Origin of the sequence: Streptomyces sp. NPDC051183, assembly GCF_040682455.1 — a bacterium.
Classification (GTDB): Bacteria; Actinomycetota; Actinomycetes; order Streptomycetales; family Streptomycetaceae; genus Streptomyces.
This window is the reverse complement of sequence record NZ_JBFBBA010000022.1, coordinates 104,832-117,159: the sequence shown is the minus strand read 5'-3', so window position 1 is coordinate 117,159 and position 12,328 is coordinate 104,832. Positions and strand designations below refer to the sequence as shown.

At 70.6% G+C, this 12,328-nt stretch carries 8 protein-coding genes; 4 read left to right on the top strand and 4 right to left on the bottom strand.

Annotated elements, in window-relative coordinates:
- Positions 1–90 precede the first annotated feature (90 nt).
- Both AB0M99_RS20860 and AB0M99_RS20855 read left to right on the top strand, forming a co-directional pair.
- On the top strand, positions 91–630 hold the full coding sequence (locus AB0M99_RS20860) for a WcaF family extracellular polysaccharide biosynthesis acetyltransferase (protein WP_365922449.1): 540 nt from the start codon (positions 91–93) through the stop codon (positions 628–630).
- Positions 627–1,757, top strand: coding sequence for a glycosyltransferase (locus AB0M99_RS20855; RefSeq protein WP_365922447.1), 1,131 nt, complete (start codon positions 627–629; stop codon positions 1,755–1,757). The genes AB0M99_RS20860 and AB0M99_RS20855 overlap by 4 nt, the downstream gene beginning before the upstream one ends.
- A gap of 216 nt (positions 1,758–1,973) precedes the next feature.
- Here AB0M99_RS20855 and AB0M99_RS20850 read toward each other — a convergent pair whose 3' ends face one another.
- The 3 genes from AB0M99_RS20850 to gmd all read right to left on the bottom strand — a co-directional run bounded on the left by AB0M99_RS20850 (position 1,974) and on the right by gmd (position 6,811).
- The gene (locus tag AB0M99_RS20850; RefSeq protein ID WP_365922445.1) at positions 1,974–2,654 is read right to left on the bottom strand and encodes a hypothetical protein; all 681 of its coding nucleotides are present in this window, start codon (positions 2,652–2,654) and stop codon (positions 1,974–1,976) included.
- Between the two features lie 112 nt (positions 2,655–2,766).
- Complete coding sequence (locus tag AB0M99_RS20845; RefSeq protein ID WP_365922443.1) at positions 2,767–5,550, bottom strand: LamG-like jellyroll fold domain-containing protein; 2,784 nt, start codon at positions 5,548–5,550, stop codon at positions 2,767–2,769.
- Between the two features lie 247 nt (positions 5,551–5,797).
- Positions 5,798–6,811, bottom strand: a complete 1,014-nt coding sequence (gmd, locus tag AB0M99_RS20840; RefSeq protein ID WP_365922441.1) for a GDP-mannose 4,6-dehydratase — start codon at positions 6,809–6,811, stop codon at positions 5,798–5,800.
- 218 nt (positions 6,812–7,029) lie between these two features.
- On the opposite strand from gmd, the gene AB0M99_RS20835 reads away from it, so the two are divergent.
- Positions 7,030–7,971, top strand: a complete 942-nt coding sequence (locus tag AB0M99_RS20835; protein WP_365922439.1) for a GDP-L-fucose synthase — start codon at positions 7,030–7,032, stop codon at positions 7,969–7,971.
- Between the two features lie 18 nt (positions 7,972–7,989).
- Here the strand turns inward: AB0M99_RS20835 and AB0M99_RS20830 are convergent, their stop codons facing one another.
- The gene (locus AB0M99_RS20830) at positions 7,990–9,465 is read right to left on the bottom strand and encodes a sugar transferase (RefSeq protein WP_365922437.1); all 1,476 of its coding nucleotides are present in this window, start codon (positions 9,463–9,465) and stop codon (positions 7,990–7,992) included.
- 382 nt (positions 9,466–9,847) lie between these two features.
- Between AB0M99_RS20830 and AB0M99_RS20825 the strand changes: the two genes are divergently transcribed.
- Entirely contained in the window at positions 9,848–12,115 is a 2,268-nt protein-coding gene (locus AB0M99_RS20825; protein WP_365922435.1) for a M4 family metallopeptidase, read from the top strand.
- The last annotated feature ends 213 nt before the right edge of the window (positions 12,116–12,328 follow it).

Here is a 12,328-nt window from a genome sequence, read left to right as displayed (position 1 = left end):
TGCCTGATCCGCGCGCAGTCTAGTCTGAGCGGGCGGCGCCCGGGGAGGCGCCCACGGGGTGGATGACGGGGCGGATGATGAGGGGCTGCTGTGCGTGATCTTCCTGCCTTCACGCTGGCCGGATACGACAAGGGCCGCGGGCTGTTGACCCAGGCGCTCTGGTTCGCGGTGATGAACACGCTGTTCATGAGCTGGTTCTGCCCGGCCCGGCTGCGCGTCGCGCTGCTGCGGGCCTTCGGGGCGAAGATCGGCGAGGGCGTGCTGATCCGCCACAGGGTGCGCGTGCTGTGGCCGTGGAAACTGACCGTCGGGGACCACACCTGGATCGGCGAGGGCGCCTGGGTGCTCAACCTGGAGCCGGTGGTGATCGGCTCGCACGTGTGCGTCTCCCAGGAGGCCATGCTGTGCACCGGCTCGCACGACCACCGCGCCGCCGACTTCCGCTACCGCAACGCCCCGGTCGTCGTGGAGGACGGTGCCTGGGTGGCGGTACGGGCGACCGTGCTGGCCGGGGTGACCGTGGGCCGGTGCGCCGTCGCGGGCGCGGGGTCCGTCGTGCACAAGGACCTGCCGGAACTGACCCTGCAGACCCAGGACGGGCACCGCCGCCCGGTGGAGGAGCCCAAGTGAGTGCCGCTTCGAGAGTTCTGCACGCGGTCACGCTGCACTCCCCCTCGCACGCCTTCGGCGGGCCGGTCCGGGTCGCGCTGAACCTGGCGAAGGGGCTGCGGGCGCGCGGTCACGAGGCCCGGCTGCTGGCCCTGGGCGAGGGCTTCCCCGACCCGTGGCCCACCTCGGTGGAGGGCGTTCCGGCCCGGCTCTTCCCCGCCCGGCGCCTGCTCCCCCTCGGCTTCAGCGGGATGACCTCGCCGGCGCTGCTCGCTTCGGCGGGACGCCTGGTGCGCGACGCGGACGTGGTCCACGTGCACCTGGCACGGGACCTGGTCACCCTGCCCGTCGCCCTGGCGGCGCTGCGGGCCCGCAAGCCGCTGGTCCTCCAGACCCACGGCATGGTGGACCCGAGCGACAAGCTCCTGGCCAAGGTGCTCGACGCGGTGGCCGTACGCCGGCTGCTGCGCGGGGCCGACGCGGTGCTGTACCTGACCCCGCACGAGCGGGAGGGCCTGGACGCGGTGGTGGGCGCGCCCCTGCCGCAGGCCGTCCGGCTGGTGAACGGCACCCCGGCCCAGGAGGAGCGGCCGGCTCCGGCGGGTGCCCCGCGCATCCTGTACTCGGCGCGCCTGCAGGCTCGTAAGCGCCCGGTGGACTTCGTCTCCGCGGCCCCGGCGGTCCTGGCGGCCCACCCGGACGCGCGGTTCGTGGTGGCCGGACCCGACGAGGGCGAACTGGCGGCGGTCCGCGCCCGGATCGCCTCGCTCGGGCTGTCGGACCGCTTCTCGGTGACCGGCGCGCTGTCGAGCGCGGAGGTCCTGGCGGAGCTGCGCCGGGCCCACGTGTACGTACTGCCCTCGGTGGACGAGCCGTTCCCGATGTCGGTGCTGGAGGCCCTCTCCGTGGGCGTCCCGCCGGTGGTGACCCACTCCAACGGCCTGGCCCGTGACATCGCCGCCGCGGGCGCCGGCCTGGCCGTGGACCCGGGGCCGGAGGGCGTCGCGGCCGCGGTCCTGTCCCTGCTGGACCCCGAGGCCAACCGGTCGGCGTCCCTGGCGGCCCGCAAACTGGCCGCGGAGTCCTTCTCGATGGAGGCGGTCCTGGACACGCTCCTGCCGGTTTACGAGGCGGCGGCCCGCAGGTAGCGGGCGGCAGCAGCCGGGCCGCCCCTCAGAGGACGTCCCGGCGCTCCCCCGCCACGGGGATCGCCCCCGTGATGCGGCGGCGCTTGAGGACGCTCCCGTAGACCGCGAGGCCGATGACGCCGACCACCCTCATGAACGGACGCGAAAACGCCGCCGTGGACCGGCAGTCAGGTCCTCGGCGGCGTTCTCGTGCGAACGGGGGCAGGGGCCCGGCCCCTACGCGGGCACCCAGGCGTAGCAGCCGGTGGAGACGAACTCCGCGGTGCCGGCCGGGATCGTGGCCGTGATCTTGTCACCGGCCTTGACCGGGGCCTCCGGGCCCGACGCGAGGGCGCCGCCGTCCTTGCCCTTCGCCTCCCACGCGCAGGTGGTGCTCTGGGTCAGCGCGCGGTAGGTGCCCGCCGCGGGCGACTGCTTCGTGCCGTCCGGGAAGCCCTTCTCCGCCGCGGCGAGGATCGGCTTCTGCTCCGGGCACAGGTAGGTGATCGCGTCCTTCGCGCCCGGGATCTCCCCGGCGACGACGGACCCGATCGCCGCGTCCTTGTCGCGCTTGGCCGTGCGCTCCACCCGCTGGCAGGACTCCTGACCGGTCTGCAGGACGGCCGCCGGGTCCATCTTCTCCGGGACCCGGCCGCTCAGGTACTTCTTCTCGTTCTCCTTGAAGCTGCCCGTCTTGGGGGTGAGCTTCGCGTCCGGCAGGACGGGTCCCGTCGGCTTCGCCTCGGGCGCGGCGGGCGCCGCCGGGGAGTCCGCCGGGTCGGGGGCCGAGGACGAGGCCGGCGGCTTCGCCTTGGCGGCCGCGCCGGCGTCGGCCTTGCCGTCACCGTCCGAGCCGCAGGCGGTCAGGGTCAGGGCTGCGGCCAGCAGAACAGCAGCCGCTGCGGAGCGTCGGTACATCAGGTGGCTCCCGTACTTACTGGGTACTCGGTTCTCGGAGTACTCGGAGTTCTCGGTGGTGCAGGAGTGCGGGGCCCGGCTCGAAAGCCGGGCCCCGCACTCCGTCGGGCTGCTACTGCGGGCCGAAGGTGAGGACCAGCTGCGGCGCGGCGTCAGCGGCCGTCGCCTCCGAGGCCCAGATCCACAGCGGGTCGGACCCGTTGCTCGTCAGGGCCAGGCTGTAGCTGGAGTTCAGCACCGGGGTCAGCGCGGCGGTGTCCAGCGGGATGCTCTGGATCGCCGAGCCGTCCGGCACCGCCGAGATGGTGCCGAGCACGGTGGTGCCCACCGTGGGCTTGGTGTTGAAGGTGGTGTCCGTACCGCTCCAGGTGCCGGTGACCGGGACCACGGAGACGGTGTCGGCGGAGCCGGCGCCCGTCTGGGTGGTGGTCTTGATCTGGAGCGAGGCGGCCTTCAGGACCTGCCCGGCCGGGGCGGCCGGGAGGTTGAAGCGCAGGTACGTCTCGTACAGCGAGCCGCTGCCGCGGACGGCGAGCGAGGTGGCCGCGCCGTTGGCGGCGCTCGGGGCGCCCTGGTTGATGTAGGTGTCCTCGGTCGTGGAGACCTTGGAGACCGTGTCGGAGGGGGCCTTGGCCAGGTCGAAGTGGTTCTTGACCTGGGCCTGGGACAGCGCCGTCGGGTAGACGGCCGTCTCGTCGATCTGACCGGCGAAGAAGTTGCTCGTCGGACGGGTCGGCCAGCTGTTGAGGTTGTCGCCGCCCACGTGCCAGTAACCGGCGTAGGAGTTGAAGTTGGTGACGTTCAGCGTGCCCTTGGACTGGCCGTCCACGTACAGCGCCATGCCGCCGGGGCCCTGCGTACCGACCACGTGGTGCCACTTGTTGTCGTTGAACGTGTCGAACAGACCGGTGGAGATGGTCCGGGTCGAGCCGTTGTAGACACCGAAGATGAGGCGACCGGTGTTGGTCATGTACAGCTGCTTGTCGTACGTGCCGCTGTTGCGGTCGGTGTTGTTGCCGAAGCCGATCAGCTTGCCGCCGCGCGTGGTGTTCGTCTTGAACCACGTCTCGATGGTGTACGAGCTGCCCACCGTCTGGCGGTGGTCGCTGTAGACCTGCTGGCTGGTGCCGTTGAAGCCCATGGCCGTGCTGGCACCGGTGACGGCGCCGGGGGCCTGGCGCAGGGCCGGGGCGTTGAGCTGGATGCCGCTGGTGTTGCCGCTGACCGAGGAGTCGGCGACGTACGGGCTGACGGTGTCGTCGTAGCGCCAGTACAGGTTGGCGCCGTCGGCGCGGACCTGGTTCGGGTACGCCTGGACCGAGGTCGGGACCGTCACGGAGACGGACGCCGACAGGGCGCTGGTGTTGCCCGCCGCGTCGGTCGCCGTCACCCGGTAGCTGTACGACTGGCCGGCCTTGGCGGTGCTGTCGACCCAGGACGCCTGCGGGCGCTCCCACTCGACGGAGTCCGCGACCACGGAGGCGATCGGCGTGGCCGAGCCGTTGCGGTAGATGCGGTACGTCAGCTTGCTGTCGTCCTGGTCGTAGCTGGTGCGCCAGCGGACCTGGACCTCGCCCGGCTTGACGGCGGCGGCGCTGGCGACCGGGGTGGTCGGGGCGCCGACGTCGCCGGTGGAGGCGAAGCGGGTCAGGCCCTGCTGCGGCTGGCCGTTGATCAGGGTGAACTCACCGCCGACCCACATGTACTTGACGTCGTTCTTCTCCGCCACGGCCATCACGCGCGGGCCGATGCCCTCGCCGAGGCCGTCGTTGGCGTTGGGGTGCCAGCCGAGCTTGCGCGGGCCGCGCACGAACCCGTCCACGGGCGCGGGGGCGGCGCCTTCGTGGTCGGTCGGCTGGGCCAGCAGGAAGTTCCGCTTGCCGTCGGGGAACTCCAGCTCGGTGGAGCAGTCGTGCGCGTGCGAGGAGCTGTAGAGCACGCCCTCGTACGGCAGGACGAACTGCGTCGCGCCGAGGCAGCGGTCGCGCCACTTCTCGCTGAAGTCGCTGAGGCGCAGGCCGATGCGGCCGTCGAAGACGCCGCCGCCGGATCCCTCGTTGCCGGTGTAGAAGCCGGTGGCGTCGGTCGAGATGTGCTTGACGACCGAGTTCGACGGGATGTTCGTGTAGGTCTTGGCGACCGCGCCGGTGGTGGAGTTGACCACCGCGAGCGCGTGCGTGTTGGAGCCGTTGACCGAGAAGAAGTCGCCGCCCAGCAGGACGTTCTTGCCGTCGGGGGTGACCGCGACGGCGCGCCCCGGCTCGTCCGCGTTGGCCGTGAAGGGCTTGAGCGCACCGGAGGTGGCGTCGACCGCGGCGAAGCGCTCGCGGGTCTGGTCCTCGACGGTGCCGAAGTCGCCGGCCGCGTACAGGGTGTCGTCGGTGACGGCGAGCGAGCGCACGGTGGCGGGGAAGCTCGGGTGGAACGAGGCCTTGGGGGTGCAGGTCTCGATGTCGATGGCCGCGACGCTGGAGACCGGGGTGCCGTTGACGGCGCCGAAGTAGCCGCCCGCGTACAGCGTCTTCTTGTCCGGCGAGACGGTCAGCGTGCGGACGGTCGCGGTGCCGTCGCCGATGGTGAAGGCGAGCTTGCAGGAGGTCGGGGTGCCCGTCGCGGCGTCGAGCGCCACGAAGTTCACGGCTTCCTGCTCGGTGCCGCTGCCCGAGTTGTCCGGCGGGCGGACCGCGGAGAAGGTACCGCCGGCGAAGACGGTGCCGTTGGCCTGGGCCATTGCCCAGACGATGCCGTTGGGCTGCCAGGTCGGCAGGTTGTCGGCGGTGAATGCCACGGGCGCCGTGATGGCGGAGGCCTCGGGCATCAGCACCAGGCCCATACCGGTGCCGGCACCGGCCAGTGACAGGACGAGGGCAGCAGTCAGCCCTCTTGATCTACGCATGAGCCCCCCAGGGCAATCGCCCGGTTTGATGGCTGGAACTATCCGAACAGCCATATGTACTGGGCGCAGACTAGGGCTCACGCGAGGTCCCGGTCACCTCACTTGACCCATTGCATACCAACTTGGAATCAACAGGGTTCAGCATGGAGGGTGCACTACGGACATACGGCAGGTTTGCCCCGGTCACACCCGCAGAGAACTGCGCGAATGACCGGGACACGGCAAATCGTAGGGGAAATATAAGCCCTCAGCGGTCGATGCGGACCGTCACGCCCGCCAGTTGGTCCTCGACCTGGCGGATGTCGGCGTCGACCATGATCTTTGCCAGATCTGCCACCAGAACCGTCGGCTTCCAGCCAAGCAGGTCATTGGCCTTGGAGGCGTCGCCGATGAGGGCGTCGACCTCGCTGGGGCGCTCGTACTTGGGGTCGTAGCGCACGTGCTCGTTCCAGTCGAGACCGGCGTGGCCGAAGGAGGCCTCGACGAACTCGCGGACCGTGGCGGCGACTCCGGTGGCCACGACGTAGTCGGTGGCCTCGTCCTGCTGGAGCATCCGCCACATGGCGTCCACGTACTCCGGGGCGTAGCCCCAGTCGCGGACGGCGTCGAGGTTGCCGAGGTAGAGCCGGTCCTGGAGGCCGGCCTTGATGCGGGCCACCGCGCGGGTGATCTTGCGGGTCACGAAGGTCTCGCCGCGGCGCGGGGACTCGTGGTTGAAGAGGATCCCGTTGACGGCGAACATGTCGTACGCCTCGCGGTAGTTCACCGTGGTCCAGTACGCGAAGACCTTGGCGGCGCCGTACGGGCTGCGCGGGTGGAACGGGGTGCCCTCGTTCTGCGGGGGCGGGGTGGCCCCGTACATCTCGGAGGAGGAGGCCTGGTAGATGCGGGTGTCGACCCCGCTGGCCCGGATGGCCTCCAGCAGGCGCAGCGCGCCGAGGCCGGTCACGTCGCCGGTGTAGAGGGGCGCGTCGAAGGAGACGCGGACGTGCGACTGGGCGCCGAGGTTGTAGACCTCGTCGGGGCGTATGTCGCGCAGCAGGTTCACGAGCGCGACGCCGTCGGACAGGTCCGCGTGGTGCAGCACGAAGGAGCGGTTCGCCGTCTGCGGGTCCTGGTAGATGTGGTCGATCCGCTCCGTGTTGAAGCTGGAGGACCGTCGCACGAGCCCGTGCACCGTGTAGCCCTTGGAGAGCAGGAGCTCTGCGAGGTACGAGCCGTCCTGTCCGGTGACGCCGGTGATCAGCGCGGTCTTGCCCATGGGGTCCCCCTGGTGGTGGTTGCTGTTCGGTGTGTGGTGAGGCTGCGCCTCGGTGTGCGTGCGGCGGGCCCCGGCATCGGGACGCTCCGCACGTTCGGGCCAGGGGCCCGGAGCTGGTTGGGTACCGTACACGCCCGGTCCGGCCGTCTTTGCGGCGGATTCGGTCGGGCGCGGGGCTGCCCCTCGGGACGCCGGGGCGGACTGGCATCATCGGCGGTATGACAAGCTCGCCGCTCCTGCCCCCGAACGCTCGCGTCTTCGTCGCCGGCCACCGCGGCCTCGTGGGGTCCGCGGTCGTCCGCCGCCTCACCGCCGACGGCCACGACGTGCTCACCCGGGGACGGGCCGACCTCGACCTGCGCGACGCCGCCGCGACCGGGGCGTACCTGAAGGACGTCCGGCCCGACGCCGTCGTACTGGCCGCCGCCAAGGTCGGCGGGATCATGGCCAACAGCACGTACCCGGTGCAGTTCCTGGAGGACAACCTCAAGATCCAGCTCAGCGTGATCGCCGGCGCGCACGCCGCCGGTGTGGAGCGCCTGCTGTTCCTCGGGTCCTCCTGCATCTACCCGAAGCTGGCCCCGCAGCCGATCAGCGAGGACGCCCTGCTGACCGGTCCGCTGGAGCCCACCAACGAGGCGTACGCCCTGGCGAAGATCGCCGGCATCGTCCAGGTCCAGTCGTACCGCAAGCAGTACGGCGCCTCGTACATCTCGGCCATGCCGACGAACCTCTACGGCCCGGGCGACAACTTCGACCTGGAGTCCTCGCACGTGCTGCCCGCCCTGATCCGGCGCTTCCACGAGGCGGCCGCCGAGGGCCGCGAGGAGGTCACGCTGTGGGGTTCGGGCACCCCGCGCCGGGAGTTCCTGCACGTGGACGACCTGGCGGCGGCCTGCGCGGTGCTGCTGGAGCGCTACGACGGGGACGAGCCCGTCAACATCGGCTGCGGCGAGGACCTGACCATCAAGGCCCTGGCCGAGACGGTCGCCGAGGTGACCGGCTTCGAGGGCCGGCTCGCCTGGGACACCTCGAAGCCGGACGGAACCCCCCGCAAGCTCCTGGACGTCAGCCGACTGACCTCGCTGGGCTGGAAGCCGGGGATCCCGCTGCGGGACGGCATCGCCTCCACCTACCGGTGGTGGCGGGAGCAGAGCTGATCGCAATCTTGAGGCCCCTCAGTACGCTCCGCGACCGTCGACGACGGCGCGGAGGGTACGGCCCATCACGTCGACATCGCTGGTGAAGGACCAGTTGTCGACGTACTGCAGATCAAGCTGAATCGTTTCGTCCCAAGACAGGTCGGATCGTCCGCTGATCTGCCACAGCCCGGTCATCCCCGGCCGGACGGTGAGCCTGCGCAGCTCGACCTCGTCGTACTGCGCCACCTCCTCCGGCAGCGGGGGCCGCGGGCCGACCAGCGACATGTGCCCGGCCAGTACGTTGAACAGCTGCGGCAGCTCGTCCATGGAGGTGCGGCGCAGCAGCCGGCCCACCCGGGTCACCCGGGGGTCGCGGCGCATCTTGAACATCAGGCCGTCGTTCTCGTTGGCCCCGGACAGCTCCGACTTGCGCGCGTCCGCGTCGACGACCATGGTGCGGAACTTCCACATCACGAACGGGACCCCGTCGCGGCCGATGCGGCGCTGCCGGTAGAAGGCCGGGCCGCGCGAGCCGAGACGTATCGCCAGGAAGATGCCGAGGAACACGGGCAGCAGCAGGACCAGCCCGATCCCGGCTCCCACGCGGTCCAGCGCCGACTTCAGCAGGGTCTGCACGCCGCGGCTCACCGGCGGCGCCACGCGCAGCACGGCCAGCCCGCCCGCGGACAGGGTCTCCAGGCGCTTGACGGAAACCTCCACCAGCCCCGGGAAAACGGCCAGTTCCAGCCCCGCGTCGTGCAGGGCCCACGCGACGCGGCGCAGCCGCTCCCCCGCGATCCGCGCCCCCGGGGCCACGAGTACCAGGTCGGCGTGGTGGCTGGCGACGGCGCCGAGAACGGCGATGGAGTCCCCGTTCGGGGCCTGCGGCATGCCCGCTTCCAGCCGGGCCGCCACGGGCACTCCGCTGTCCATGGCCCCGGCGCCGACCGGGACCACGCCGACGACGACGTACGGGTGGTCGGTGCGCGCGGCCAGGTGGGCGATGACGTCCTCGGCGGCGTCGGGCTCGCCGATGACCAGCACCCGGCTCACCGCGTGCGCCTCGCGGCGGGCGGCGGAGAGGTGGCGGTAGGTCAGCTTGTGGCAGGCCACCGTGATCAGCAGAGCGGGCAGCAGGGCTCCGAGCGCGGACAGCCGCGGGGTGCTCTCACCGGTCACGACCCGCGCCACGGCGAGGACACCGATCAGAATCAGCCAGTCGTGTACGACCGGCAGGACACCGCGGGACTCACCGAGCACCCGGGACGCGTACCGGCGCCGCAGCGCCTGCACCCCGGTCCAGGCCAGAGCGGCGCCGAGGGCGCAGTACACGGGCCGGACCTGCTGCGCGGCCTCGAAGACGAGCCCGACGGGCACGGCCGCGCCGATGAAGTCGGCGGTGACGGCGGCAGGCAGGTACCAGCGGGCCTTGTCTCCCAGCCGACGGGCCGGCCCAGCCGCCCCCGCGGCTGCTCTGGCCACTCTCTGCGCAGGAATATGGACATGCCTCATGGGCCCCCCTGGCACGTGGTCTATGACAGTGGCGCGTGTCCGTGGCTTCCCCGGGCAACGGACATCTGGCGCACCGGGAAACAGTACGACAAACACCCGTACGGTAGATGCCGTTTGCGTGAACGAGACCTCTCGTTGCTCAAGCGTTAGCAACCGGTACCACCTGTTCCGGATGGTGGACCCCCCTTCTCCCACATGAAGGTGAATGGTTCGGATACCGGATACGTCTCTTCGGACAACGAACTGTTTCCAGCCAACCTTTTGACGCGGCCCTGACATCACGGCGCCCAGGTGGCACTCTTCGACCGTTCATCGCACCAGCCCTGTTCTGCCCGGAGGCCCACCCAGCCGTCCGGAACCCCCCTTGCAGAAGGAGTTTGCGTTGAGTCCCACCCCCCAGAGGCGTGCCACCGCGGTCGGCGCGCTCGTTGCTGCGGCAGCGATGCTCGCCGTCGGCATACAGGCCGGATCCGCAACCGCCGACGCCACCGCGTCGCAGGCCCCCACGTCCGTTCAGTCCAACCCGGGCGCGGCCAACCTCAAACTCAGCGCTTCGGAGCGTGCGACGCTCCTGGCCGAGGCCAACTCCACCACCGCGCAGGCCGCCAAGGCTCTCGGCCTCGGCAGCGGCGAGAAGCTGGTCGTCCGTGAAGTGGCCAAGGACGCGGACGGCACCACGCACACCATGTACGAGCGGACCTACGACGGCCTGCCCGTGCTCGGTGGCGACCTGACGATCCATGCCAAGGGCGGCGTCACCAAGAGCGTCACCAAGGCCACGAACCACGAGATCAAGGTCGCGGACACCAGCCCGGCCGTCTCCACGGAGGCCGCCGAGAGCCAGGCCGTCTCCGCCGCCGGCGCCGAGGGCTCCAAGGAGGTCAAGGCCTCCAAGGGTGCCCGCAAGGTGATCTGGGCGGCCGACGGTGTTCCGGTCCTCGCCTACGAGACCGTCGTCGGCGGCCTCCAGCACGACGGCACGCCGAACGAGCTGCACGTGGTGACCAACGCCAAGACCGGCGCGAAGATCACCGACTGGCAGGCCATCGAGACCGGCACCGGCAACACCATGTACAGCGGCCAGGTGACCATCGGGACCTCGCAGTCGGGCAGCAACTTCACGCTGAACGACGCCACCCGCGGCGGCCACAAGACGAACAACCTCAACCGGGGCACCTCCGGCACCGGCACCCTGTTCTCCGGAACGGACGACGTCTGGGGCAACGGCGCGGCCTCCAACCTGGAGACGGCCGCCGCCGACGCGCACTACGGCGCGCAGGTGACGTGGGACTACTACAAGAACGTGCACGGCCGCAACGGCCTGCGCAACGACGGGGTCTCCCCGTACAGCCGCGTCCACTACGGCAACAACTACGTGAACGCCTTCTGGGACAACAACTGCTTCTGCATGACGTACGGCGACGGTGACGGCAACGCCAAGCCGCTCACCTCCACCGACGTGGCCGCCCACGAGATGACGCACGGTCTGACCTCGGTCACCGGCAACATGACCTACAGCGGCGAGCCGGGCGGCCTGAACGAGGCCACCTCCGACATCTTCGCGGCGGCGGTCGAGTTCTACGCCAACAACCCGCAGGACGTCGGCGACTACCTGGTCGGCGAGAAGATCGACATCCGCGGCAACGGCACCCCGCTGCGCTACATGGACAAGCCGAGCAAGGACGGCTCGTCCAAGGACGCCTGGTACTCGGGCATCGGCTCCATCGACGTCCACTACTCCTCGGGTCCGGCCAACCACTGGTACTACCTGGCCTCCGAGGGCTCGGGCGCCAAGGTCGTCAACGGCGTGAGCTACGACTCGCCGACCTCCGACGGCCTCCCGGTCACCGCGATCGGCCGCGACGCCGCCTCCAAGATCTGGTTCCGCGCGCTGACCACCGGTCTGTTCCGGTCGAACACCAACTACGCGGCCGCCCGTACGGCCACACTCCAGGCCGCCGCCGACCTGTACGGCGCCGGCTCGACCACCTACAACAACGTCGCGCACGCCTGGGCCGCCATCAACGTCGGCACCCGTCCGGTCTCCGGAGTCTCGGTCACCAACCCGGGCAACCAGAACACCGTCACGGGCAGCGCGGTCAGCCTGCAGATCCAGGCCAGCAGCAGCAACTCCGGCGCGCTGAGCTACGCGGCGACCGGCCTGCCGGCCGGGCTGTCGATCAACTCCTCGACCGGCCTGATCACCGGTACGGCCTCCACCGCCGGCACGTCCAACGTGACCGTCACGGTGACCGACTCGGCGAACCAGACCGGCACGGCGGCCTTCACCTGGACGGTCGGCACCACGCAGCCGAACGTCTTCGAGAACACCACCGACTACGCGATCGCGGACAACTCGACCGTCGAGTCCCCGATCACCGTCAACCGCACCGGCAACGCGCCGAGCGCCCTGAAGGTGGACGTCAACATCGTCCACACCTACATCGGTGACCTGAAGGTCGACCTGGTCGCTCCTGACGGCAGCGTCTACAACCTGCACAACCGCTCCGGCGGCAGTGCGGACAACATCGTCAAGAGCTACACGGTCAACGCCTCCTCCGAGGTCGCCCAGGGCGTCTGGAAGCTCCGGGTCAACGACAACGCGAACATCGACACCGGCAAGATCGACAGCTGGAAGCTCACCTTCTGACCCCACCGGGCCAGGGATGAACCACGGCTGAACCGCTAGACCACGGGGCCGCCCGGGAGAAGACCTCCCCGGGCGGCCCTGTTCCATGTGCCCTTCCCGTACGGGACCTGCTCCCCCCAGGGCGGGGACCTTCGGCGCCGGTCGGCGGGCCGCCCCGGGGAGATAGTGGAACTCAGCGAACCTACGGAACCGTAGGTCCGGGTGAACCCCCCG